The organism is Olivibacter sp. SDN3, from assembly GCF_014334135.1.
GTDB lineage: Bacteria > Bacteroidota > Bacteroidia > Sphingobacteriales > Sphingobacteriaceae > Olivibacter.
This window is the reverse complement of sequence record NZ_CP060497.1, coordinates 3,161,196-3,187,685: the sequence shown is the minus strand read 5'-3', so window position 1 is coordinate 3,187,685 and position 26,490 is coordinate 3,161,196. Positions and strand designations below refer to the sequence as shown.

Here is a 26,490-nt window from a genome sequence, read left to right as displayed (position 1 = left end):
CATTTAATGACTATAAGAAAAAATCACATGAGAATTTTAGTGACAAATGACGACGGTATATATAGTCCGGGTATCGCCTCGCTCGCCAAAATAGCTTCTTCTTTTGGTGAAGTAACCGTTGTGGCACCAGATGTGGAGCAATCTTCTATGGGGCATGCCGTTACCCATTCCCGACCATTGAACTATAAAAAGTCACCTATTGAGTTTCCTAGCATTTCGGCCTACCGGGTAAATGGCACACCTGCCGACTGTGTTGCATTGGGCACGCACTTGCATAGTAATACGGATGTAGTGTTATCCGGCATCAATATGGGGCCCAACCTTGGCAATTCCATGTGGCATTCGGGCACGCTGGCTGCTGCAAAGCAGGCAGCGCTCTTTGGCATTACCGGCATTGCGTTGAGCACACCCGTAGGTAATGACGAACCAGATTTCGACCTCCTCGAACCTTTTGTTAAACAAACACTTCAACAGCTTTTGAAGCAGCCAAAAGGCTCGCTGTTTAATGTAAACCTTCCTGAACAGCCAACAGGTATTCGCTGGACCAGACAGTCTGTGCGTAAATATGACGGCACTATAATACCAGGTAAAGACCCTATGAACAGAAAACATTATTGGTTTACGGTGACGCCATTAGCACCATCAGAAGAAGGAACAGACCGCTGGGCGGTAGAAAATGAACTGGTTTCCGTTACTCCTCTTCGTCTTGATCTGACCGACGAAGGGCTGCTTGCAGAAGCTAAACAGAATTTATCTTGGGACCAGTAACATTGGTTGGTGGTATCCACGGAGACAAATTCCATCGTTGAATACCACAATAACAAATAACAACAGGATAATCGCTTTCCCTGTTATTATTTGATATAGAGTATGATGTCTTTTTTTATTTAATTTAACTTTCTTTTTAAAGTAAGCAGATCTTGTTAAATTGAATTTCTTTTCAATAATGCCTCTGGGCAAGTCTGAGATATTACTTACGATGAAACAAAAAACATCCGAAATTTAACAGCATTCAGCTATATTAGTTTTTGATAAACTTTTAAACTTTGGCATCCAGGGCCAAATGTATAGCTCCATCAATTTATTCATTAACAAACTGAATGATAAACCCTCCTTTTGGGGCTAAAATATAGGACCAATCAGCAGCTATTGGATACGTTTGTACTTTAAATTCCATCAATGGTTCTTCTCCTTCCGTAATTATTCTAAATTTAGAAAACCCCTTTCCGTATTTAGCAAGATCCAGTTTAATAGGTAGTTCTTCATTAGTGCCGTTTATACCCACAATATAAGAAAGAGCGTCTTTTTTGCGGGAGAGGACTAATAACTTACCCGGTTCAGCCATAACACTTTCGGTTTTATCCCAAGTGGCGGGCATATCTTTTAATAAATTTGTAACCTCTACAGGAAGCGAATCAAATACCTCTTTTGAATCAGCAAAATGAATAATTCCAGAGGTATAGGTCATGGCAGTGGCAAGCTCATGAACCGCTGTGTTTAAACGGGGATATTTTCTAAAGGTTAGTGCAAACGGTGTATAATCGGCAGGACCTGCTACATTCCTTGTAAAAGGTAACACTGTATTCTGTTCTGCAGCTTTCTCAGGAAATGCTGGTTCATAAAAATAACTTTCAGTTCCCAATATAGCTTCAGCTGTGACAAAATTCGGCCAGGTTCTGTGCCATCCTCTCGGCACCGTAGTACCATGAAGGTTTACCATTAAACCTTCTTTAGCAGCATCTTCAAAAACCGATTGTAAAGCCGCCATTACCTCCTGCCTGTCTGAGCACCAAAAATCTATTTTAACGCCTTTAATGCCCATATCGGCCAGTTCTTTGAATCTTTTTTTTCTTTCTTCTGAATCAAAATACGCTGATGAATAACCCCAAACCATTGGTTTAATCCCTTTTGAGATAGCATAATCAATAATCCCTCCTTCTTTGTTCGCTTTTTCCCAACCAGCATCAAAAAGTGTATACTTAAAGCCGAATGAGGCAGCAAGATCTGTAAATTCATTATAAATTTCAGGTGAATGATCATCGGGATGCGACCACCATGACCATGAGGCTTTCCCCGGTTCAATCCATGAAGCATCTTCAATTTTAGATTCAGGAGCCAAATCCGTGATTAAGGTTGACAGCAATATGTCTCCGGCCTGTTCACCAATGATAATAACCCTCCAGGGCATAATCCAGGGAAGATTTGATTCCGGATAAACATGTTCTTTTTCATCTAAAGGAAGCGTATATCTCTCGTCTTCTTTAGCAAACGCAACTTTATAGGTTCCTCCCTCCGAATCTGGTTGTAAATGGCAACCCGGAAAAGAACCATCGGTTCCTGACTCAGCAATGAGAATCCAGTTTTTGCTGTCATTTACATTAAAAAGCGCAGGCATACACCAGCCAATAGAAGGATTGCGCGGATTACCAATCGGGTCTCCCGAATTTACATTAAGGTAAAAGTCTTCATAACCCGGCGTATAGTCACCAGCTTCATTATACGGTTGCATCCAGCCTTTTGCACCTTTTTCAATATGGAATCCTGTGATTTCATCTTTTACCTGCCGTATTTTTTTGTCCTTATCTGAAAATCGATAGCGAAAAGCAACCCCTTCTTCTCCGGCAATTAAATCAAGTATCATTAATGCTCCCTGGCTATTTTTAAAAGTTATACGCTTACTTTCAAAAACATGATCTATTTTTTTATAATTACCTACCTTTAATTCGTACTTTTCCCTTCTTTCTTCAATGGGCGAAATTTCAGCTACCGATAACCCGGATGTAAAATCCTGATCGTCACAATTTAGGCCAAGAGGAGAATCTGAAATGATTATTTCATCTCTGCGGGTTACATTATAGTATAGCTCTCCATTCTCATTTAAAGACAATGTAATTTTATTTGAACCATCCTTCGATTCTACATACATAGATTTCTCTGCTACTTCACCACAAGCAAATAAAAGCGTTCCAAGGACAGATAAAATCAGCATTTGATAAATAGATTTATTTTTCATTTTTAGCATATGAGTTTTTGAAAAAATTGGTTATTCTTCACTATATTGTCAAGTAGCTAATGTATGCCATATACGACATAAGAAACATGGAGAATACTACCTTTATAATGGATTTTTATGCTGAATAGTAAAACCCCGTGGGCCACAAGTTACGAATTATGAGATTGGTTGTGTCCCGCATCCACACACACGGAAGCCACAGGCATCCCGGAAGGAGGAGGCTTAAAATAAAAAAACAATATGAAACGCCCATACAAAGTAGGGGACGTACCCTGAACCATTGGCCATACGCCGTAGTGCCAAATGCTACCTCTGAACGCCAAATACTACCTCTGACTGCAACATTGAAAGGTCGGGTATCTTTTCACGGTAGCTTTAAAAATGAAGCTGATGGCCAGCTTTCATTTTTTATCTACATAAAGGAGTGTAGCGATGGGAAACAATGATAAAAACAAGGAAACTCCCGAAATCGACAAGACCATTTTGGAAATTAACGAGCAAAGGGAGCGAGAGTGTAACCACAAAACGATACCACTTGTATCTGAACACACCAAACCCGGATTTGAACACATCCGAAAATACTTTTTATTTGAATTTTGCATTGTAATTAAAATAAAAATATTATGAGCAAACAAAAAGTTTGGTTTATTACAGGAGCATCCAAAGGAATGGGGCTTGAAGTGGCAAAGACTGTTTTAGCAAATGGTGGCAAAGTAATTGCAACCTCCAGAAATTTGGATGAGCAAATAGCAAGCGTCGGCGAAGCGTCAGAAAATTTTCTTCCGTTGAAAGTGGATATTACCAGTGAAACTGAAGTAATATTAGCTATCGAAAAGGGTATTGAAACATTTGGACAAATCGATGTAGTGCTAAATAATGCGGGCTATAACCTGCTGGGCAATATCGAAGAGCTGAGTGATGCGGAGTTCCGTCAAACAATGGATGTGAATGTATTTGGGATGACTAACGTTATCAGGCAGATATTGCCTTATCTTCGCAAAAATAAGTCTGGGCATATCATGAATACCTCTTCAATGATGGGCTATATGAGTTACCCCGCTAATGGCAGCTATAGTGCATCAAAGTTTGCCGTCATCGGACTATCCGAAGCACTTGCACAGGAGGTGGCTCCTTTTGGTATACATGTTACTGTTCTTGCCCCCGGAACATTCCGCACAAGTTTTATGAGCGATAGCAGTCTGGCAGTGGCAAAGAATAAAATCGATGACTATAACCTGGATCAACAGGTGGAACTTTTCAGAAGTTATGATGGTAAGCAACCGGGTAACCCTGCAAAATTAGCTGAAGTTCTATACTACATCAGCAATCTTCCAGAACCACCATTACACTTGCTTTTAGGAACGGACAGTTATCAATCCATCATTGAACAGCGAAAAAAGGAAGCAATTGAATTGGAAAAATGGAAAGCGTTATCTTTTTCCACTGATTTTAAATAAAACGAAGGATGAAAAAAGCTACTCCATATAAGATTAATTCTATTTCTGAACTGCATCGTTTGTTTGGTTTGAAAAAACCGGATCATCCATTGATAAGTGTTATCGATTTTGAATTGCTCAAATTTGGAGATAGCGAAATTTGGAAAAGCTTCTATTATGATTTCTATTGCGTTGCCTGTAAAAAAGGTTCTTCCGGGAAGTTTAAATACGGGCAACGTAATTATGATTTTGATGAAGGTATAATGGGTTTCACGAAACCAGGACAGCTATTTTCAGTTACAAATGTCTCAGATGATCCTGTATCCGGTTTTATGTTAGTCTTTAAACCCGAGCTGATTCGCCATTATAGATTGGGTAAGGTAATCGGTAGCTACAATTTTTTTTCTTATTCCACGGCTGAGGCCTTACATCTTTCGGAAAAAGAGGATGAAATAATGATATCCCTTTTTCGGCAAATGCAGAATGAATTAAAAAATAACATCGACCAATACAGCCAGGATCTTATTGTTTCACATATAGAGCTACTTCTTAACTATGCGAAGCGTTTTCACAACAGACAATTTCTCACACGGAATACCGAGAACAATGATCTGCTGACAAAAATTGAGCAATTAGTGACCGATTATCTAAATAATAAATCAGCAGTCTCTGGACTGCCGACCGTTCAGCACATATCGAATGAACTCCATATGTCGCCCGATTATCTAAGTGATATGTTGCGAAACCTGACTGGTCAAAATGCTCAAACATATATCCATGGATTTGTCATTGATAAGGCCAAAGAATTACTTTCTACCACAAATTTTAGCGTCAGCGAAATAGCATACCAATTAGGTTTTGAATATTCGCAATCATTCAGTAAGCTATTTAAAAAGAAAACCAATAAAACAGCTTTGCAATATAGGGCATCATTTAATTGAGTAATAAGTGTTTCTTACTGCTGCTAACTCATTTTAATTTAGAATAAGAACCCCAAAAAATAGTTGATTCCCTTTCTGATGGGAAAGAAATTAGAATGTTACTACAAGAAATTTGCGTGGGTGCTTTTTAGGAATTTACACGGATCAATTTTCGTTATTCAGCGATTCAATTTTAACAAAATGAAAGCATAATGAATAAAAGTAAAAGAATATCAAAAGGCCTTTTATGGACTTCCTATATCATAAAAAGCATATTGTTTGTATTGTTCTTAAGGGGAGCACTCAACTATCTTTTACTATCGGAAAGGACTGTTAGCAGTGTCGTTGAAATGGGCTATCCAAAAACTTCAATACCCTATTTGGGGTTCGTTTTACTCTTTGCTAACATTTTATATTCAATTCCTAAAACAACATTTGTTGGAGCATTATTTCTTACGGCCTATTTAGGAGGTGCAGTTGCTACTCACGTAATCAACGACGACCCAATCTTAAATATCCTGTCACCTGTAATTTTTGGTGTTTTTGTTTGGGTGGGTCTTTGGTTGGGACATGATAAATTCGAATGCAAAGCCTCACCAATTTTGATTTGCCCAGAACCTGTAAAACGTTAAATATAATAGTTTCCAATAAGGATCTATTCTTATATCGAGCTTAGTGAAATTTTCACCATACGATTGTTGCCAGACACGATATGGACATTTGGTGCAAAGTTGTTTCGCGTTCTGATAAAAGTAGTAGGTTGATCGCCCCAGTTGAGGAAACCCTTTGTCGGGCGCACCCTCAAGGGGTAAATCGGGCAAGTATTTCTATTACTACAAATGCAGGCTCTCCAAGCACAACAATATAAGTGCCATCAAAGCCCATAACCAATTTTTGGAAGCCTGTGAACTGATGAGCCTGCCGAGTGCAAGGGTAAGGAAGATTAGGACAGTTACCAAAAGCTCGCTCGATGTGGAAATGGAGAGCAACCGTAAAAAGGTAATCGAAAACAGAACCCAATTACAGGAAGTTGAGGAAAAACTGTTCTCGGTAGAGGAGAAATGGATAAAGAACGAAATCGACAGGGATACCTATGACCGTTGGTATAACGATAGTATCCTGAACCTGAAAGGAGCTATCGAAAAGCTAAGCAATGACCAGAGCCAAGCATTCAGCATCTTGGAAAAAAACCTAAACCTATTGACCGATATGCGCCATGTATATTCCAAGTCCAATACGCTTCAAAAAAGGGAATTTGTAAATATGGTGTTCGACAGCAACCTGCACTATGAAAGCGGCATTTATCGAATACCGACCATGCTCGGTATCCTATCGCATAACCATTTGAAAATGAAAGAAAAGGGATTACTAATATACGAAAAAAAAGAAGGTCCTCTTGATGAAGACCCTCTTAGCGGTGAGAGCGGGATTACCTTCGCTCTGCTCGGTGATCCCTGATTGGGAAGACTCCAAAGCATAATCAGGCTATTCGTTTCACTCATAGTTTTTTATTTATATATGAAAGTTAAAGCTAGCTTTAACTTTCATATATAAATAAAAAACCCCGCTAATGCGGGGCTTCATTTCGCTTTGGCGGTGAGAGCGGGATTCGAACCCGCGGTACCGTTTCCAGTACGACAGTTTAGCAAACTGTTCCTTTCGGCCTCTCAGGCACCTCACCTTCCCTTTTGGGACTGCAAACCTAATACAAAAAATTATTATTTCAAATTTTTACACAAATGATTTGCATCTATTTTTTTCACTGCGAACTTATCAAATTGGAACACAACTCAATAAAAAACTTCCAAACATATTTTCATCCATTTATTAATTACTTGCTTTAGTTTTTTTTGCATCATAATCTACTCGTACATGATATATACTCATTAGCATTCGCTTAAATATAGCACGAATAGTTTCTATCTCCTGCATGGTGATATTGCTATTTTTAAATTGCCCTTGCGCTAACTTACCCTCAATAATCTTATCGACCAGGTTGCTGATATTCTCTGCATCGGGCTCTTTAATACTCCTTGAGGCAGCCTCCACAGAATCTGCCATCATCAACACCGCAGTTTCCTTAGAAAAAGGGATCGGTCCAGGATATCGAAACTCTTGTTCATCTACTATTTTTTCCGGAAATTCTTTGATGAAAGCATTATAAAAAAAGTCAGTTCTCGTAGTCCCGTGGTGTGTACGTATAAAATTAATAATAGATTCTGGCAATTGATGTTTGTGAGCGAGGTCAATTCCCTTATTAACATGCGCTATAATAATCTGCGCGCTCTGCTCAAATGTCAACCCATCATGCGGGTTATAGCCTTTAGTCTGATTTTCTATAAAATATTGCGGGTTTTGCATCTTACCAATATCATGATAAAGAGCTCCTGCTCTTACCAACAGCGCATTACCTCCTATCTTATATATAGCCGCTTCTGCAAGATTTGCTACCTGTAATGAATGCTGAAAGGTACCGGGAGCCTTGTACGACAGCTCTCTCAGCAATGAGGAGTTTGTATTGGTTAACTCCATTAAGCTTACGTCTGAGGTTATACCAAATAACCGCTCAAAAGCATAAATTAACGGGTATGCCAATAAGGTAAGCAGCACACTTACCACGAAAGGCACGAATGAAGTATAACCAATATCAGCGATAGAACCATCTCTAATTAAAATAATTCCCAGATAAGCAATAAAATAAGTTATTAAAATAATGAGTGAAGATAACAGGAATTGCTCTCGCTTAATCAGGGTTTTTATACTGTAAATACTGACCATGCCAGCAGTAACTTGTAAAAATGCAAATTCAAAACTATTGGGAACAAAGAAACCGGAAACAAGCACCATCAACAAGTGGATATTCAACGCCATACGGGTATCAAACAGAATACGGATGATAATTGGCACAATACAGAACGGAATATAATATAAACTTGATAACTGCAATTTAAGGGCCCACGAAAGCACTACCAACATACCTGTTACCACTAGGAGAATCAACGAAAGCAATCTATTATTTGAAAATACGTCTATCCTAAAAAGATAAAGGAAAACCATTAATAAGGTAACTACCAGGCCGACAATTAGAAATTGCCCAACCACCACCACCTTTCTATCACCCCCGATACGCGCTTCCTCTTCATAAGCTACACGTAAAGACTCCACCTTCTGAAACACCTCATTATTAACCATACTGCCCGAAGCCACGATCAGCTCACCTCGCTGTACCATCCCTCTGGTAGTAGAAATACTTGCCAGAGCATCAGCTTCCAGTTTATCTGTCAACCGTTCGTTATAGATGTAGTTCGGCTGTATATAGTCTCCCACTATACTTTTTAGCCACTCCTTCTCCGTTACCGCTTTTCTGTCATCGATAATAGTATTTGCATAAGCTAAAGCTGTTTCCCTGGTATAAACCTCTGCCGTATTTTTCCTTTCGGTTACACTTTCTGTAACTAAATTGAACGTGTAATGCTCTCCATCAATTTGAAATTTTTTGGTCAACGCTATAATACCCCGATTATATACGTGCGAAAGAATTTGTGTAACCATCAAACTGTATACAGACATCTCCTTATCTTCCAAGCCGCTTCCTTTCCATTTATTCTCTAACTCATTCAGAAATCGTTCTGTCTCCTCATTTCGCATCGCTATATGATTATCATATACAGGATACACTGCGCGCAACACCTGCTCCCGATCAGCTTTGATCTCGGCTGGGGTTTTAAGAATAGCGAAGTTATATGGGGCGATTAAATCTTCATGCATCCATATTTTTCCCTTTTCATACTCAAACCTGAACCTTGGTTGTTTGGGCAGAAAAATACAGATAATGATCACACTGAGCAGCATCATCCCGTATTTGAACACAAGGGGATTAGCAGTATAAATGGATTGGCTTTTTCGACTGTTCGACACGATCTACTAAATTTAATTTATTTCAAACCTAATAAAATATCTTGTATTTTGAACGTCACCTATCGGCTTTTAGCGTTATCTCCCCATTTTCTATATGATAAAGACATTTATTTTTTAACTCAAACCATCTTAATAGTATAAACAATCCTATTTCCGTCTATTGTTTAAAAACAAAAATTCATTAGACGTATAACATGTTTGAAGAAATAAAATATATTTTCAGGTATAGGATTTTTCATAAAAAAATGATATCATTGTGATATCATTATAACATATAAAAATCCGATTATGAAACAGGAAAAATCAACAACGGCATTCTCAGGCTATTTAGCCATTTCTCTGCTTATTTTAGCAGTGGCAGGCGCTATTATTGGCGGCGTTTTAGCAAACAAAACGCTGCTCATCATTAGCATTATCGTAACGCTGTTAATCATTAAAGGGCTGACCATCGTCAATCCTAATGATTCAAAAGTGCTGATTCTGTTTGGAGAATATATAGGCACGGTAAAAAAAGATGGTTTCTTTTGGGTAAACCCTTTTGCCATCAAACATAAGGTTTCGTTAAAAGCACGCAATCTGAATGGACATAAAATGAAAGTAAATGATAAGCTGGGAAATCCGATAGAAATTGCGGCGGTAACGGTTTGGGTAGTAAAAGATACCGCCAAAGCACTCTTCGCCGTAGACGACTACATGCAATATGTACAGGTACAAAGCGAAGCAGCTGTTAGGCATCTCGCTAATTTATTTGCATACGATGACTTTGAAGATGAAGAATCCAGTATCACACTGAAAGACGGTGCGGAACAAGTAAGCCAAATGCTGGAAAAAGAACTAAACGAACGTCTAGAGCGTGCTGGAATTGACGTGATCGAAGCACGTATTACCCATTTGGCTTATGCTCCTGAAATAGCCAGTGCGATGCTTCAAAGGCAACAGGCTACCGCTGTAGTAGCTGCTAGGAAAAAGATTGTTGAGGGTGCGGTAGGCATGGTAGAAATGGCTTTGGAGAAGCTTTCGGAAAAAGAGATCGTACAATTGGATGAAGAGCGTAAAGCTGCTATGGTGAGCAATTTACTTGTAGTGTTATGCGGAGAAAAAAGCGTAGCTCCAGTAGTAAACGCAGGCACCTTATATAACTAAAGGGATGAACTATTATGAAACACAAACCATGAAAAGGCAAGGAACCTTATCTGTGGCAATCCTTTTCATTGGTCTGGTAATAGCTTTTAATTATTACGAAGGCCGCAACTTTCTGACGATCATTCCCTATGCTTCGCTAACAGTTATCGTTTTGGGCATGATCTATCTTTGCCGGCTGGACACGGAAGTTAACAGTGTTGCAATTCGGTATCGCTTCAAGCCATTCCATGTAAGGAGTCACACAATTGAATGGAAAGATATTGAGGAAGCGCGTTTAAGGAAGTACCACCCCCTTTGGGAGTATAAAGGATGGGGCATAAGCTGGGGAAAAGCGGGGATGGCCTATAGCACACAGGGAAACGTTGGTCTTCAGCTGGTGTTGAAGAACGGCAAAAGAATACTTTTTGGCACTCAGAAACCAAATGAACTGAAGAATTATTTAACTAAACTGAGGGAAACATATGCTATTCCTTTGGTTGATTTAACAGAAAGTACAAGCTAATGGGAGAAAAAAAAGCATTTGCCTTACGTATCAATCCGGAAATGCTTAAGGAGATAGAAGCATGGGCAGCAGATGAGTTCAGGAGTACCAATGGGCAAATAGAATTTTTGTTACATGAGGCATTGCGTGCCCGTAAAAAGAACAACAGAAAATCTTCCCAGAAAGACGAAGAGAAAAAAGACTAAAAAATATCAGAGAACTAAGATTTTAGCTATATTGGGCACATAACCAATTTCTGTGTGCCATGTTAAATGAAGTATACATTGTTTCTGCTGTTAGAACACCCATAGGAGGTTTCGGCGGTAAACTCTCTAACCTGACAGCCACCCAATTAGGTGGTATTGCAACTCAAGAAGCCGTAAACAGAGCAGGTGTTGCTCCTAGCGATATTCAGGAAATTTATTTTGGAAATGTTTTATCTGCAAACTTGGGGCAGGCACCCGCTACACAGGTGGCAAAATATGCCGGCCTTAACAATATTCCTGCTACTACCATCAACAAAGTGTGCGCATCGGGAACCAAAGCTATCATGCTTGCTGCACAAAGCATTGCCCTAGGCAATCAGGAAGTAATCGTGGCGGGCGGCGCAGAAAGCATGAGCAATGTTCCATATTACTTGGACAAAGCTAGAACAGGTTACCGTTTAGGACATCAACAAGCAACAGACGGGCTTCTAAAAGACGGGCTATGGGATGTATACAACGATTACCACATGGGATCGGCCGCAGAATTATGTGCTTCAACCTGCCATATCTCGCGTGAGGAACAAGATGCATATGCTATACAATCCTACCAAAGAGCGCAAAGCGCTTCACAGTCAGGAAAATTTAAGCAAGAGATTGTTCCCATAGAAATTACAGATCGCAAAGGCAACAAAACTATTGTTGACGAAGACGAAGAGATCAATACCGTCAATTTTGACAAAATAACTTCCTTAAAAACCGTTTTCAAAAAGGATGGAACAGTTACCGCAGCAAACGCCTCCACACTGAACGATGGTGCGGCAGCTTTGGTACTCATGAGTAAACAGCAAACAGATCAGCTTGGTATAAAACCGCTAGCCCGTATAATAGGTTATGCAGATGCTCAGCTAGACCCCGAATGGTTTACCACTGCACCTGCTAAAGCTATTCCTAAAGCATTGGAAAATGCGAAAATAACAGCAGATCAGGTGGACTACTATGAAATAAATGAAGCCTTTTCCGTGGTTGCGCTTGCAAATAATAAAGCGCTTGGTCTCAACCCCGAAAGGGTGAACATTTACGGCGGTGCGGTTTCATTGGGACATCCACTGGGTGCCTCGGGTGCAAGAATAGTGGTAACATTGCTATCCGTATTGCAGCAGAACAAAGGACACATTGGCGTTGCTGGAATATGTAACGGTGGTGGTGGCGCTAGTGCTCTAGTGGTGGAAATGTTATAGTTTTTTTGGCTGTTATGCTGAAAGAAATTAAACAGATACTACTCTTGTTACTTCTCTTAGGTTTGCCATCATTGTATGCAAAATATTACGAGATGATAGCGTTAATGGCGCGGAGCAAACCCTACGATTACCCAAAAAGTCATTGAAATATTAGAACTTTCAGAGAAAGGTGTTTTATTTGGAAAAAATATTTTTATAGCCAATACCAACAACACAAAAAGTACACGAAAAATCTATACATTCAACAGTACCGTAACCATGCTGCTGAAGCACGAGAAGCAAAGTCAGCGGATTGTACTGGATCATCTCGCACCGAGCGACCCGAAATTAGAAGGAGATTTTAAGTTTTATGGACCAGATATGAGTTACGACGCTTGGGAAATAAAACACAATAGACTGAAATCCAAAGAAGATCTTCCTTTAAGAAATGCCCCCTCAACTAAGGATGAAGCCACGAATGAAACCCACCCCTTAAAAAAACCCGAGCCAATTATAGACAACAGAACAACATTAAATTAACAACAAACCTATTACAATAGAGAGAATTATTGCTAATTTTATTAATTTCGACGCCATGTTGTATCAACCCGCAATTGCCAAACACACAGAAACCAAACGCGCCTAAGCGTTTTCAAAAAACACATGATTAACGAATAATATACGAATGAAGAGGTCTTTAATTATTTTAATGTTGATGGGAAGTACATCTTTCGCACAAACAAAAAAAGAAATCACCCTTGAAGATATTTTCCAAAAAGGCATATTCAACACCAAAACTGTAAGTGGTCTTCGATCATTAAAAGATGGGAAAACCTATGTATCTATTGAAACAAATTCAGAAACAGGGTTAAAATATGTCGCTAAAAACAATTATAGTGATGGCAAGGTATCCGAGGCTATTTTTACAGAAAAGGATTTACTTTTTAAGGGACGAAAATTGCCGATGAGCACCCATTTTAATGAAGACGAAAGCAAAGTGCTCATAGCCGATGAGGAAGAGAGTATTTACCGCAGATCTTCTAAAGCTAATTATTATGTGTTCGATTTGCGATCGAAAAAGGTCACCGAAGTATCCTCCAACGGCAAGCAACTATTTGCAACACTTTCTCCTGATGGCTCTAAAGTTGCTTTTGTAAGAGAGAATAATATTTTTATCAAAGATTTACATACTGAGGAAGAAGTACAGGTTACGCATGATGGTAAGAAAAACGAAATTATCAATGGTGGTACAGACTGGGTATATGAAGAAGAATTTGCTTTTGCCCGCGCTTTCTTTTGGAGCCCGGATAGCAAAACGATTGCTTACTATAAATTTGACGAGTCGGAAGTACCAGTGTATTCCATGACCGTATTTGATAAGCTATACCCTACAGAGTATCAATATAAATACCCAAAACCAGGAGAAAAAAATTCGGTTGTAAGTATCCACTTATATGATATAAACCAACAAAGCACATTAACGGTAGATGTGGGTAAGGAAAAAGATCAGTACATTCCAAGAATAAAATGGACACAAGATCCGGAAACACTTTGCGTATTTCGAATGAACCGTCATCAGAATAAACTCGAATATCTCTTTGCCGACACTAAAACAGGTGCTTCAAAAGTGATTTTGACGGAAGACAATAAATATTATATCAATATCAACGATGATTTAACTTTCCTGAAAGATGGTGAGCATTTTATACTTACCAGTGAACTAGACGGCTACAACCACCTGTATCTATATAATAACAAGGGTAATATGGTTCGGCAGATTACAAAGGGCGATTGGGAAATTACCAAATTTTACGGCATCAATGAAAGTACGAACACGCTTTATTACCAATCTACAGAAAGTTCTCCCCTACAACGTGATGTTTACGCCGTTAAACTAAATGGCAAAAATAAAACTCGGTTAAGCAAGGAAGCAGGAACAAATAGTGCTACCTTCAGTGCGGATTACAGCTACTACATCCTAAACCATTCAAGCACCAACACCCCGGCCAACATTACATTACATAGCAAAAATGGAAAACTGGTCCGTATGCTGGAAGACAACAGCCAAGCAAAGCAAGTAGCCGACAGCTATGGTGTAAAGGGCTCCGAATTCTTTCAATTCACCACTTCTGCAGGTGTGGAATTAAATGGTTATATGATCAAACCTTTAGATTTTGATCCGCAAAAGCAATATCCCGTACTGATGTACGTGTACGGTGGCCCAGGGAGCCAAAATGTTGCCGATTCCTGGAATGGTTCCCGCAGTTTATGGTTTAACTTTTTAGCCCAAAAAGGATATATTGTTGCTTGCGTAGATAACCGGGGCACAGGCTTTCGAGGACAGGAATTTCAAAAATCCACTTATCTCAACCTTGGCAAATTGGAGACAGAAGATCAAATCGAGGGAGCGAAATGGCTGGCCCAGCAGCCATATATAGACGGAAACCGAATAGGTATTTGGGGTTGGAGCTACGGAGGATATATGTCATCTTTATGTATTACCAAAGGTGCAGATATCTTTAAGTTGGCCATTGCAGTTGCCCCGGTTACAACATGGAGATACTACGACAGTATTTATACCGAGCGTTATCTACGTACCCCTCAAGAGAATTCTGAAGGTTACGACGACAATTCGCCGATTAATTTCGCCGATCAATTAAAAGGCAAATTTCTGTTGATCCATGGAACAGGTGATGATAATGTACACTTCCAAAACAGTGTGCTATTTTCTGAAGCTATTATACAAGCAAATAAGTCGTTTGACCAAGCATACTACCCCAATAAAAATCATGGTATTTATGGTGGTAATACCAGTTTACACCTGTACGGAAAAATGACCGATTTTGTTCTCAACAATCTTTAATTTTTAATAACAGACAGTCGTATTTTCATCGTATATATTCTGTTTTTTTACTTATATACAGTTAAAAATTTGTTATAATGCGACTGTCTAACTATCTTGCGCGATTAGTCATATGAAGGTAAAACTAAACCGCTACAACAATAGCAAATGTCAGTAACAAAACCCAAACACCCTAAAGGATTACCCATTTTATTTTTGACTGAAATGTGGGAAAGGTTTGGTTATTACCTGATGTTAGGTATCTTACTGCTATATCTGAAAGATCCTAAGGGAGGCTTTGGTTATGATAATAAAGAAGCCTCTGATATTGTGGGCACGTACTTAGGCCTTGTGTACCTTACTCCTTTTATTGGTGGCCTACTAGCTGATAAAGTATTAGGTTATCGAAAATCGATCATCATTGGTGGCCTATTACTCTCCGCCGGTTATTTCTGTCTTGCAATTCCCAATAAGGAAGTATTCTGGATAGCAATTTTACTACTCGTTGTAGGTAATGGCTTTTTTAAGCCAAACATTTCTACTCTATTAGGAAATCTATACAACACGAAAGAAAACAAACCTCTTAAAGACGACGGCTATAATATCTTTTACATGAGCATCAATGTAGGTGCTTTCGTCTGTAATTTTGTAGCAGCTTATATGCGTAATGCTTATGGTTGGGACTATGCATTTGCGGCAGCTGGCATAGGCATGTTGCTGGGCGTATTGGTTTTTATGGGCGGAAATAAACACATTAAGTTTGCCGACGTTATCAAACCCTCCAACCCAGAAGATACTCCGGTAAAAAAGGTAGTTTGGCTAGTGCTAATACCGATGCTATTATTTGGTGTTTTGGGATGGTTCATTCCGGGAAATATTTTCGGTTCAGACTCAACCGACGCTTTTATTGTGGCTTGTGTACCGGTCATTGGGTTCTACGTTAGTTTGCTACTCAAATCAAAAAAAGAAGATAAATCGCGCATTGCAGCATTATTATCAATTTTTGCCGTGGTTATTGTTTTCTGGGCTGTCTTTAAACAGAATGCCTCTGCACTTACGAATTATGCGGAGACTTATACCGATCGGCAGATATCACCTACCGCTTCAGATTACCTAAAACCTTTTGGTATGGTACAGGAAATTTCTACTACACCAGAGATTTTCCCCAATTACGATGGTTATTTTAGACCGATAAGAAACGAGGCCGGGGAGCTGGAAACCGTTCTCTCTCCTCACCCTTACTTTCAAAATCTGCCCAAGGAGAACTGGCCTCCAAACGACCAACCCATACAACTCATCTCTACAGAAATCTTTCAATCCATCAATCCCTTTTTTATTATACTTTTTACCCCCTTAGTGATCTCTTTTTTCTCGTTCTTGCGACGACGAGATAAAGAACCTTCTACACCGGCCAAAATCGCTTGGGGCTTACTGATTACAGGTTTATCTACTGCTGTAATGGCTTTCGCCATTTACACAACCGACATTACCGAAGATAAATCATCTACCTGGTGGCTCATCAGCTCTTACGCAGTTGTTACCATAGGAGAACTGTTCCTTTCTCCCATCGGTCTATCGCTGGTGTCAAAGGTAGCTCCCGCGAGACTCACCTCTTTATTAATGGGCGGATGGTTTCTGGCTACAGCGATTGGCAACAAGCTCTCGGGAGTATTATCTTCACTATGGGATAATTATGAACAAAAAGCAAATTTCTTCTGGGTAAATTTCTTGGCATGTATGCTAGCATCTCTCATCATATTCTCCATGCTCAAATGGTTAAGGGAAATTATCAGGAAACATGCATGATGAACGATACGAAATAATAAATACCAAATTGAATAAATAATGAGTGAATCACACACACTAACACAAGAACCACCACAAAACCAAAAAGGGCATCCTAAAGGTTTATATGTGCTGTTTACGACAGAAATGTGGGAGCGTTTCAACTTCTACGGAATGCGTGCCCTATTGGCCCTATTTCTAATCAATGCTTTAGCTTTTTCGGAAAAAGATGCTTCTATTGTTTATGGGGGATTTTTAGGGTTAAGCTACTTGACTCCTATGCTGGGGGGATACATTGCCGATCGCTACTTAGGTAATAGAAACTGTATTATCCTAGGAGGACTGACTATGGGGGTAGGACAACTTTTGCTCTTTTTCAGTGGTCACGTTTATACGTCAAGCATTGACATTGCCACCTTTGCCATGTGGGGAGCTCTGGCAGTGATCATCGTTGGTAACGGCTTTTTCAAACCCAACATTTCATCGATGGTGGGCCAACTTTATAACAAAGGCGACAGCAGGTTAGATTCGGCATTTACGATCTTTTATATGGGTATAAACGTAGGCGCTTTCCTTGGAATGTCTGTGTGTCCTTTTTTGGGTGATGTTAAAGTGGGTGAAGTAAGGGTGGTAGAAGCATTTAAATGGGGCTTTTTAGCTGCAGGTACGGCGATGTTTTTAGGAACATTGCTTTTTATCTTCCTAAAGAACAAATACGTAGTATCACCTGAAGGTAAACCAGTAGGCGCCAAACCGGAGTTTTCGGAAGAAAATATCGTTGATAAAGCCACCGAAGAGGCCGAAAAAGCAAAGTTTACCAAGGGTTCTATCATTGCCTCTGTCGTACTTTTGGGTATTTTATACACGGTATTTCATTTTCTTTCGCTCGATCCCAACCCGATCAAGAGTTGGGTTTACCCATTTATTTATGCTTCGGCATTGAGCTTAGCATTTTTGATTCTGACCGATAAATCTATTACCAAGATTGAACGTGATCGGATTATCGTCATGTATATCGTAGCTTTCTTTGTCATCTTTTTCTGGTCGGCCTTCGAACAGGCCGGATCTTCATTAACCTTTGTTGCAGATAAACAAACAGACCTCAACTTCCTCGGTTTTCAGCTTCCTCCCAGTTTTATACAAAACGCCAATTCTATTTTTATTGTGGTTTTTGCTCTTCCATTCAGTTGGTTATGGCTCAAACTTCAACGTAAAAACTTAGAGCCGATATCACCTGTGAAACAAGCTATTGGGCTGTTATTATTAGCCGTTGGTTATTATATTATCGCCGTACAAATAGCAAAAATAGGTACTACTGGTAAATTAGCCGTACATTGGTTATTTGTAATGTACCTCTTCCATACCCTGGGGGAGCTTTGTTTGTCACCTATCGGCTTATCGTTGGTTTCCAAACTTGCACCCAAACGCTTCTCTTCCCTTTTAATGGGCGTTTGGTTTATTGGAAATGCTGCAGGATATGCACTTGCCGGCACATTAGGTGCGCTGATTCCCCCTACTGGCGATAAATTCGAGTTTGCCACCTCGAAAGGCATTGATTTACAAGGCATTCTAGACGGATCGATTAATCCCACTACCGAGCAGATAGCTATTCTCGCACAAGAAAAAATCGATATTGTCTACCCAACCTTCGTTGGTGTCACAATCCACAACCTTTACGAGTTTTTTATGGTTTTTGTAACGCTTTCAGGAACTGCTGCTATCATTTTGTTCTTAATATCTGGTATTCTGAAAAAAATGATGCATGGTGTTAGATAACCTGTCATCTCATATTTAGTTAACTCCTAAGCCCCAGACTTTTTGGCCTGGGGCTTTTCTAATTAGCAACAGCATATAATCCGGAGCTCACCATTTGCTTCCCGAAACATTATTATTTACTTTCGTATTTTAATGTAGATATTTACTTTTAGATTGTGTCAGACAGTATAGTTATTATCCCTACCTATAACGAAAAGGAAAATATTGAGAAAATCATCCGCAAGGTATTCTCTCTTTCTTTCTCATACCATATTTTGATTATCGACGACGGGTCTCCGGATGGCACAGCGAGCATTGTAAAAGCTCTACAAAAAGAATTCAACGGACAACTATTTATTGAAGAACGTCGCGGAAAATTAGGATTAGGCACAGCATATATACATGGATTTAAATGGTGCTTAGCAAAAGATTACGAGTATATCTTTGAAATGGATGCCGACTTCTCGCATAATCCGAAAGATTTGATCAGGTTAAGGCAGGCCTGTGTCGATGGAGCCGACTTATCCATAGGTTCGCGCTATATAAAAGGTGTAAATGTAGTCAATTGGCCTATGAAGAGAGTATTGATGTCTTATTTTGCATCGGGTTACGTACGCCTGATTACCCGAACAGATATTAGAGATGCGACAGCAGGTTTTGTATGCTACAAGCGAAAGGTACTTGAAACTATCCCGCTGAATAAAATTAAATTTGTTGGTTATGCCTTTCAGATAGAAATGAAGTTCACGGCGATCAAATATGGCTTTAAAGTAGTAGAAGTTCCTATTATCTTCACAGATCGCACGGAAGGCACCTCTAAAATGAGTACAAAAATTTTTCGGGAAGCCTTTTTCGGCGTGATACAAATGAAAATCAATAGCTGGTTTCGGAAGTATTAGCATAAACACTTCCAGCGACCAAACATTCATCATATGTTAATTTGCCTTTTGCAGGCAATAATTTGGCATATTTTATATCTATCCGTTATTTAGTACCTTTACAGGCCATTCGGTTAATCAGTGACCGATAATTTCTAACATGAACGAAAACTTAAATCCAAATGCCGACCACTTGAGTAAGGTGGATCAAGAAGTAGAAAAGGTGTTGCGTCCGCAGGCTTTTGAAGATTTTACAGGTCAACATAAAATCCTGGAAAATCTTCAGATATTTGTGCAAGCAGCAAAACTTCGTGGAGAAGCGTTGGATCACGTATTGTTACATGGCCCTCCAGGACTGGGAAAAACAACGTTATCACATATCATAGCCAATGAAATGGGCGTAGGAATTAAGATTACTTCCGGTCCTGTATTAGATAAACCGGGTGATCTGGCAGGCTTGTTAACGAACTTAGAGGAGGGCGACATACTATTTATCGATGAGATTCATCGCCTAAGTCCATTGGTGGAAGAATACCTGTATTCTGCCATGGAAGACTTCAAGATCGACATCATGCTAGAAACGGGGCCTAATGCACGCTCCGTACAATTATCGCTAAGCCCCTTTACTTTAGTTGGCGCCACAACCCGATCCGGATTGCTAACAGCGCCCCTGCGTGCACGTTTTGGCATCAACGCACGGTTACAATATTATGATGCAAAATTGCTTACCACCATCGTACTCCGTTCGGCAAGTATCTTACGTACCCCAATTAGCGATGAAGGAGCCTATGAAATTGCCCGTCGCAGTCGAGGTACACCACGTATTGCAAATGCGTTGTTAAGACGTACCAGAGACTTTGCACAAATTAAAGGGAACGGAAATATTGATACGGAAATTGCACAATATGCATTAACCGCGTTAAATGTAGATGAACATGGTCTAGACGAGATGGACAACCGCATCTTAATGACAATTATCGATAAATTCAAAGGCGGACCTGTCGGACTGAAGACTATTGCTACAGCGGTAAGTGAAGACGAAGGCACCATCGAAGAAGTGTATGAACCCTTTCTTATTCAGGAAGGTTATATCATGCGCACCTCTCGAGGACGCGAATGCACTGAATTAGCTTATAAACACCTCGGAAAAACAAACTATCCTAAAGGAAATATGTTATTTTAAATAGCTGCAAGCTCCTTTCGGGCAATATCCGCAGATAAAAATAAATACCCTCCTCCTGATAGCTATCGGGACAATGAGGAATCACAACGCATTATATGAATATAAAAATCAGAGCTTTAAGCTTAACGGACTACAACGACCTAAAAACTTCGATGAAAGAAGCTTACCTTGGAAACGCTGGCGGAGTGTGGACAAAAACCAGCATTAAAGATTTGCTCACGCTATTTCCAGAAGGCCAATTATGCGTAGAAGTTGACGAGCACGTAGTAGCCTGCGCCTTATCTATTATTGTCGATTCAAAAAAAACCGATAGAACGCATACTTACGAGGAAATTACAGGAAAATACACCTTCAAAACACACGATCCGGATGGGGATGTACTATACGGCATTGAAATGTTTGTACACCCCGATTTTAGAGAACTGCGATTGGGTAGGCGACTTTATGATGCTAGAAAAGAACTGTGCGAGCAACTCAATCTAAAAAGTATCGTTGCTGGCGGACGTATTCCGAAATACCACGAACATGCGGATTCATTAAGCCCTAAACAATATATTGAGAAGGTCAAACAAAAGGAAATCTACGACCCCACACTCACCTTTCAGCTATCTAACGACTTTCACGTTAAAAAAATTCTAAAGAACTATCTCCCTGATGATAAGGAATCTTTAGAATACGCTACGCTGCTGGAGTGGAACAACATCTACTATGAGCCTAAAACCAGCTCTATTTCTCCCACCAAGAAAACAATCCGCTTAGGGTTAATTCAGTGGCAGATGCGCTTGTTCAGCAATATTGACGCCTTTTATGATCAAGTGGAATTTTTCGTAGATGTAGTAAGTGGGTATGGTGCTGATTTCGCTTTGTTTCCCGAATTTTTTAATACGCCGTTGATGGAACCATATAACCATCTACCAGAGCGGGAAGCTATGCACGTCCTGGCACAGCATACAAAGGAAATTAAAGAGAAAGTTCAAGAACTGGCGGTCTCTTACAATGTAAATATTATCGCTGGTTCTATGCCTTATTTAGACGACGATGAGAAGCTATATAACACCACCTACCTTTGCCACAGAAGTGGTAAGGTAGATGCTTATAACAAAGTGCATATAACCCCAAATGAGCTGAAGTATTATGGGATGTATGGAGGTGATCAGGTAAAAGTTTTTGATACCGATTGCGGGAAAATCGGTATTCTTATTTGTTATGACGTTGAGTTCCCGGAACTCAGCCGCATCCTAGCAGATCAAGGAATGAAAATCTTATTTGTACCTTTCTTAACCGATACTCAGAATGGTTATACTAGGGTACGTAATTGCGCACAGGCTCGTGCCATAGAAAACGAGTGTTATGTAGCTATCGCAGGCTCTGTAGGAAACTTACCCAAGGTGAACAATATGGATATACAATATGCGCAATCTGCAGTATTTACACCATCTGATTTTGCTTTTCCAACAAATGGCGTTAAATCAGAAGCAACGCCAAATACAGAAATGGTACTACTTACCGATGTAGACTTATACGCCTTGAAAGAACTCCATGAATATGGAACGGTGAAAACTATGAAAGACCGAAGAAAGGATCTATATAATATTAGTTTACTAAAGTAAATACTATCGGCGGTTACTTATCTCACGAAGTAGCCGCTTACCTCTACTTTGCATGGCAGCAGTTCCATCTTTCATATAAAAATGAATTTGCGCTAGTAACTCCTCTTTTATCCACGGAAAAAACGGAATCATATAGCTCAATATTTCCATACAATTCACTCTAACAGCTATTGGTGTTCGCGGGGCTATCAGCCATTCAAAAACGGTTTCCACTACCTTTTCCTGTCGCATAACAGTCAAATCATTAAATGCATACTTCCGCATTTCCTTAGCTTTGGGCTGGGTAAAACCGATCAATATTTTAGTGAAATGCCTTTGACAACTGTCATATTGTTGCTCGGAAAGTCGGCTTATGAAATCACTAAAAATTGGCAGGAAACGTTCCGGGTATCGGTGTTCAACAAACTCCAGTATCCATGCTGCACGAAAAGCGATAGTTTTCTCCCGATGATAACAAAAATCCAAGAGCTGTAGCAAAGAAAAATCAGTTGAAACCGCAATCTCAGCTAGGTTTACTGCTTTTACTTTGTTTAACGTTTTGGATATTTCAGCTAATAGTTCTTCTTTTGTCATATGTACTTATTCGCTTACAACCCTCGTATACCTTAAAACTGGCGTCCATTAGCCAATTGGCTAATTATTTTATATCTTTGCCCCCTATGATCAGTGTTTCCAATCTTTCTTTGCGTTTCGGTAAACGCGTTTTATTTGACGAAGTTAATTTAAAATTTACACCTGGCAATTGTTATGGTATAATTGGTGCCAATGGCGCCGGGAAATCAACTTTCCTTAAAATAGTCACGGGCGACGTAGATCCGACTACAGGATCGGTTAGTATCACCCCTGGTGAACGTATGGCAGTACTTAGCCAAAACCACTATGCATTTGATGATTTTTCGGTAATTGAAACCGTCATGATGGGACATAAAGAACTGTATGACATCATGAAAGAAAAGGATGCCATTTATGCTAAAGAGGATTTTACTGATGCTGATGGCGAACGGGCTGGCGAACTTGAAAATCTCTTCGCCGAGATGGATGGATGGAGTGCAGAAAACAACGCTGCAACTTTACTGAGCAACTTGGGTATAAAAGAAAATTTACATTACAAACTGGTAAAAGAGCTGGATGGTAATCAAAAAGTACGCGTATTATTAGCACAGGCTTTGTTCGGTGATCCAGATATTTTAGTATTGGATGAACCAACGAACGACCTTGATATAGACACCATTGCGTGGTTAGAGAACTTTTTGGCTGATTATCAGGGTTTAGTACTGGTTGTTTCCCACGATAGACACTTTCTAGACGCTGTATGTACACATATCGTAGATATTGACTTCAGTAAGATGACTATTTATACCGGTAACTACTCATTCTGGTACGAATCCAGTCAGCTAGCGTTAAAACAAAGATCAGATCAGAATAAAAAACTGGAAGACAAAGTCAAAGAATTACAAGAGTTTATTCGTCGTTTCAGCGCCAATGCTTCTAAGTCAAAGCAGGCCACCAGCCGTAAAAAAGCCTTGGACAAGATCAATCTTGATGAGATTAAACCTTCTAGCCGTAAATATCCTGCCATCATGTTTAACGACATGAACCGTGAGCCTGGTGATCAGATTCTGCAAGTGGAAAACCTGGGCAAAATCGAAAATGGGGAGGTTCTTTTTGACCAAGTGAACTTCATGATGAATAAAGGGGATAAAATTGCAGTGATCGCCGAGAACAGTCTAGCCACGACGGCGTTCTATGAAGTTCTAACGGGAAGAGATAAAGATTTCAAAGGAGAGTTCAAGTGGGGAGTAACTATTAGTATTGCTGATATTCCCATGGACAATGCATCCTATTTCGAAGGTAAAAACGAGAACCTCATTGATTGGCTGCGCGAGTATTCCGACACTGATCAGGATGACCAGTTCGTGAGAGGTTTTTTAGGAAAAATGCTGTTTAGCGGAGAAGAAGTATTAAAAAAATGTTCTGTGCTTTCTGGAGGAGAGAAAATGCGCTGTATGTTTTCTCGCATGATGTTGCAAAAAGCAAACCTACTATTGTTTGACGAACCAACAAACCACCTTGACCTGGAATCGATCACCGCTCTGAACAATGGAATGAAAGATTTCAGAGGCCCTATATTGTTTACCTCGCGAGATCATGAATTAACCCAAACGGTAGCTAACAGAATTATTGAGCTAACGCCTAATGGTGTCATCGATAAACTGATGACTTATGATGAATACATCAACAGTGAAGAAATAAAACAACAGCGCGAGCGAATGCTTAAATAAAATTAAAATATATAAAAAGACTACTATAAAGGCCAGTTGGTATACACCAACTGGCCTTTACTTTTTCTTCTTTCTTTTAGCTTCTTCAAAAGCCCAGCCATTAATCTGTTCAATAGCCTTCTTAAGGCGCGATTTTCCCTCTTCTGTATTAATATCTATTTCGCAGAAAGTACTCCCGTTATGTTTGGCATGTAATACCAAATAATATATACCAGCCACCTGTAACGCAACAATACTACGTAAATCTACTTCAGAACCGGAAAATAGCGGATCGGTAATTTTGAAGAGCTCACTTCCTAAATGTTCCCTGACTTCGGCCACTTCCCGCATTAAATTACTGTTCTCGCTGATTTCCCACAACACAATATTTTGCAGTTCTTCCGCTGATAGGAAAAAATCAAATTGTTCTTTTAATAGTTCAGGCAAACCTACCTGACCAAAATCATCTCTACTTGTTTCAGCAATCTGTGCGTTGTCTACAAAGCTTACCCAATAGTCTTTTTCGCGGACATATTTTTCAATAAGATTGTCAACTCCATCAAAATAACGATAAATAAGCTTTTTATTTACCCCCGCTTGATGGGCAATTTTATTTACACCTAAACCCTGATATCCCTCCGTCCGTATAATTTCACCGACCGCATGGAGCAATTTTAATTTGGTCCGCTCCTTATCCCTAAACTCGCCTTGAGGTCTCTTTCTTTCCTTTTTCATGAGCATAAAGTTGTTTATTCACATTTTGTCTATTTACAAGGGTGTTCATGCTGCCTTCGGCGGTTTTTAAGACAATAACGCTTGTCTGCCTATCAACAAACCTGAGCTTTGTCTTGTTTTTCTCTTTTTTTACTTTGAACGGTGTTCAGAACGTCATTTCGCTAAGTCCGTATTCTTTTGTAAACACATCCCATAACTCACCTTTTTTGCCACTAAACAATGGCGCAGGCGTATTGCTACTGTATAGCCGAAAAACCACAGCCATTGCATGCACATTTACGAATAAATAACCGTATAAGTACTAAGTTTATAGCAAATAGTATTCCCTAAAGTTTAATCCTCAACGACGATTAAGTTTATAGAAGTTTTTTATATCCGATCCAAATGTCGTAAATATCTTACATTATTGAAATTTTTACAAGAATTTATTGGCGAATTTAGATCAATGCATTTTTCTCACAGGTGTTGGCTTTTGTGTTCAAGCTAGTTTTATTGGTTTTCCATCATTTGAAGGCAACAGCTCAATGCAAAAATTTATACGTCAATTAATGAAGAGGCCCAAGGTAAGTGAAATCGTTTGTTGTTGGAGGTTATTAGATTGATAAGGTAAAACTATTTGCTGCAGACCATACCCCAGCGTTAAAAATAAATCCGGACCATTGAAAGAGAGCGGATAACCATAACTAATGCCACCGTGAGCCAAAGCCCCCCTAAACAGATCATTCCCTATGCGAGGAGCATAACCTGCATTCGCTACCACGCTCAAAGTACCTGAAAGAAAATTATGGTGAAGAGGTACCCGGAAATCAGCCAAAAAAGGTAATATACCAAAACGTGAGGAAAAAGGGCCTGCTGATTCTGATGCACGGTACACCTCATTTCCAAGGCCTAAACCAAAGTAAAAACGATCATTAAAATTACGTCCGAACATCAAATGAAACTTATATCCATTTAATGCCTGATCATTAGCTAATGAACTTTGTCTGTTCAATCCTAACATCCCTCCTGCTTCCACAGCTACATAAACCCCTCTTCCTTGACCATATAATGCCACGGGGGCCAAGAGAAAAATGATAAAACTCGAAAATAAAACTCTCTTCATATATT

23 protein-coding genes and 1 tRNA gene are annotated in these 26,490 nt (G+C 39.6%); 18 read left to right on the top strand and 6 right to left on the bottom strand.

Annotation, left to right across the window (positions count from 1 at the left end; all coding sequences use genetic code 11):
- Positions 1-27 precede the first annotated feature (27 nt).
- A complete protein-coding gene (surE, locus tag H8S90_RS13195) occupies positions 28-768 on the top strand; it encodes a 5'/3'-nucleotidase SurE (RefSeq protein WP_187338338.1) in 741 nt (246 codons plus the stop codon).
- Positions 769-1,081: 313 nt separating this feature from the next.
- Here the strand turns inward: surE and H8S90_RS13190 are convergent, their stop codons facing one another.
- Positions 1,082-3,013: a glycoside hydrolase family 97 protein gene (locus tag H8S90_RS13190; protein WP_187338337.1), complete on the bottom strand. Its 1,932-nt coding sequence runs from the start codon at positions 3,011-3,013 to the stop codon at positions 1,082-1,084.
- A 158-nt stretch (positions 3,014-3,171) separates the two neighbouring features.
- Here H8S90_RS13190 and H8S90_RS13185 point away from each other — a divergent pair, with 158 nt between their 5' ends.
- The 5 genes from H8S90_RS13185 to H8S90_RS13165 all read left to right on the top strand — a co-directional run bounded on the left by H8S90_RS13185 (position 3,172) and on the right by H8S90_RS13165 (position 6,827).
- A complete protein-coding gene (locus H8S90_RS13185) occupies positions 3,172-3,459 on the top strand; it encodes a hypothetical protein (protein ID WP_187338336.1) in 288 nt (95 codons plus the stop codon).
- Positions 3,460-3,636: 177 nt separating this feature from the next.
- The gene (locus tag H8S90_RS13180) at positions 3,637-4,470 is read left to right on the top strand and encodes an SDR family NAD(P)-dependent oxidoreductase (RefSeq protein ID WP_187338335.1); all 834 of its coding nucleotides are present in this window, start codon (positions 3,637-3,639) and stop codon (positions 4,468-4,470) included.
- Between the two features lie 8 nt (positions 4,471-4,478).
- Complete coding sequence (locus H8S90_RS13175) at positions 4,479-5,390, top strand: AraC family transcriptional regulator (RefSeq protein ID WP_187338334.1); 912 nt, start codon at positions 4,479-4,481, stop codon at positions 5,388-5,390.
- A 191-nt stretch (positions 5,391-5,581) separates the two neighbouring features.
- Positions 5,582-6,001 carry a DoxX family protein gene (locus H8S90_RS13170; protein ID WP_187338333.1) on the top strand — a complete coding sequence of 140 codons (420 nt, stop codon included), beginning with the start codon at positions 5,582-5,584 and terminating at the stop codon, positions 5,999-6,001.
- Positions 6,002-6,281: 280 nt separating this feature from the next.
- Positions 6,282-6,827 (top strand): hypothetical protein, encoded by a 546-nt coding sequence (locus H8S90_RS13165; protein WP_187338332.1) that lies wholly within the window; start codon positions 6,282-6,284, stop codon positions 6,825-6,827.
- A gap of 133 nt (positions 6,828-6,960) precedes the next feature.
- On the opposite strand, the gene H8S90_RS13160 is transcribed toward H8S90_RS13165, so the two are convergent.
- Both H8S90_RS13160 and H8S90_RS13155 read right to left on the bottom strand, forming a co-directional pair.
- Positions 6,961-7,050 (bottom strand) — tRNA-Ser (locus H8S90_RS13160).
- A gap of 146 nt (positions 7,051-7,196) precedes the next feature.
- Positions 7,197-9,221 (bottom strand): HD family phosphohydrolase, encoded by a 2,025-nt coding sequence (locus H8S90_RS13155; protein WP_187343041.1) that lies wholly within the window; start codon positions 9,219-9,221, stop codon positions 7,197-7,199.
- Positions 9,222-9,575: 354 nt separating this feature from the next.
- Here H8S90_RS13155 and H8S90_RS13150 point away from each other — a divergent pair, with 354 nt between their 5' ends.
- The 11 genes from H8S90_RS13150 to H8S90_RS13100 all read left to right on the top strand — a co-directional run bounded on the left by H8S90_RS13150 (position 9,576) and on the right by H8S90_RS13100 (position 22,387).
- On the top strand, positions 9,576-10,430 hold the full coding sequence (locus H8S90_RS13150) for an SPFH domain-containing protein (protein WP_187338331.1): 855 nt from the start codon (positions 9,576-9,578) through the stop codon (positions 10,428-10,430).
- A gap of 4 nt (positions 10,431-10,434) precedes the next feature.
- On the top strand, positions 10,435-10,932 hold the full coding sequence (locus H8S90_RS13145; RefSeq protein ID WP_187338330.1) for a hypothetical protein: 498 nt from the start codon (positions 10,435-10,437) through the stop codon (positions 10,930-10,932).
- On the top strand, positions 10,932-11,117 hold the full coding sequence (locus tag H8S90_RS13140; protein ID WP_187338329.1) for an Arc family DNA binding domain-containing protein: 186 nt from the start codon (positions 10,932-10,934) through the stop codon (positions 11,115-11,117). Before H8S90_RS13145 ends, H8S90_RS13140 begins: the two co-directional genes overlap by 1 nt.
- 59 nt (positions 11,118-11,176) lie before the next feature.
- The gene (locus H8S90_RS13135; protein WP_187338328.1) at positions 11,177-12,355 is read left to right on the top strand and encodes an acetyl-CoA C-acyltransferase; all 1,179 of its coding nucleotides are present in this window, start codon (positions 11,177-11,179) and stop codon (positions 12,353-12,355) included.
- Between the two features lie 258 nt (positions 12,356-12,613).
- Positions 12,614-12,874, top strand: coding sequence for a hypothetical protein (locus H8S90_RS13130; RefSeq protein ID WP_187338327.1), 261 nt, complete (start codon positions 12,614-12,616; stop codon positions 12,872-12,874).
- Positions 12,875-13,019: 145 nt separating this feature from the next.
- Positions 13,020-15,197 (top strand): S9 family peptidase, encoded by a 2,178-nt coding sequence (locus H8S90_RS13125; RefSeq protein WP_187338326.1) that lies wholly within the window; start codon positions 13,020-13,022, stop codon positions 15,195-15,197.
- A 147-nt stretch (positions 15,198-15,344) separates the two neighbouring features.
- Positions 15,345-16,982, top strand: a complete 1,638-nt coding sequence (locus tag H8S90_RS13120) for a peptide MFS transporter (protein WP_187338325.1) — start codon at positions 15,345-15,347, stop codon at positions 16,980-16,982.
- Between the two features lie 39 nt (positions 16,983-17,021).
- Positions 17,022-18,737, top strand: coding sequence for a peptide MFS transporter (locus tag H8S90_RS13115; protein WP_187338324.1), 1,716 nt, complete (start codon positions 17,022-17,024; stop codon positions 18,735-18,737).
- A gap of 155 nt (positions 18,738-18,892) precedes the next feature.
- Positions 18,893-19,615, top strand: coding sequence for a polyprenol monophosphomannose synthase (locus H8S90_RS13110; protein ID WP_187338323.1), 723 nt, complete (start codon positions 18,893-18,895; stop codon positions 19,613-19,615).
- A 139-nt stretch (positions 19,616-19,754) separates the two neighbouring features.
- Positions 19,755-20,777: a Holliday junction branch migration DNA helicase RuvB gene (ruvB, locus tag H8S90_RS13105; RefSeq protein ID WP_187338322.1), complete on the top strand. Its 1,023-nt coding sequence runs from the start codon at positions 19,755-19,757 to the stop codon at positions 20,775-20,777.
- A gap of 95 nt (positions 20,778-20,872) precedes the next feature.
- Complete coding sequence (locus H8S90_RS13100) at positions 20,873-22,387, top strand: bifunctional GNAT family N-acetyltransferase/carbon-nitrogen hydrolase family protein (RefSeq protein WP_187338321.1); 1,515 nt, start codon at positions 20,873-20,875, stop codon at positions 22,385-22,387.
- A 3-nt stretch (positions 22,388-22,390) separates the two neighbouring features.
- On the opposite strand, the gene H8S90_RS13095 is transcribed toward H8S90_RS13100, so the two are convergent.
- A complete protein-coding gene (locus tag H8S90_RS13095) occupies positions 22,391-22,960 on the bottom strand; it encodes a hypothetical protein (protein WP_187338320.1) in 570 nt (189 codons plus the stop codon).
- Between the two features lie 86 nt (positions 22,961-23,046).
- Here H8S90_RS13095 and H8S90_RS13090 point away from each other — a divergent pair, with 86 nt between their 5' ends.
- Positions 23,047-24,669 (top strand): ABC-F family ATP-binding cassette domain-containing protein, encoded by a 1,623-nt coding sequence (locus H8S90_RS13090; protein WP_187343040.1) that lies wholly within the window; start codon positions 23,047-23,049, stop codon positions 24,667-24,669.
- A gap of 57 nt (positions 24,670-24,726) precedes the next feature.
- On the opposite strand, the gene H8S90_RS13085 is transcribed toward H8S90_RS13090, so the two are convergent.
- Positions 24,727-25,383 carry a TetR/AcrR family transcriptional regulator gene (locus H8S90_RS13085; protein ID WP_187338319.1) on the bottom strand — a complete coding sequence of 219 codons (657 nt, stop codon included), beginning with the start codon at positions 25,381-25,383 and terminating at the stop codon, positions 24,727-24,729.
- Positions 25,384-25,924: 541 nt separating this feature from the next.
- Positions 25,925-26,485: a hypothetical protein gene (locus H8S90_RS13080; protein ID WP_187338318.1), complete on the bottom strand. Its 561-nt coding sequence runs from the start codon at positions 26,483-26,485 to the stop codon at positions 25,925-25,927.
- Between the last annotated feature and the right edge of the window lie 5 nt (positions 26,486-26,490).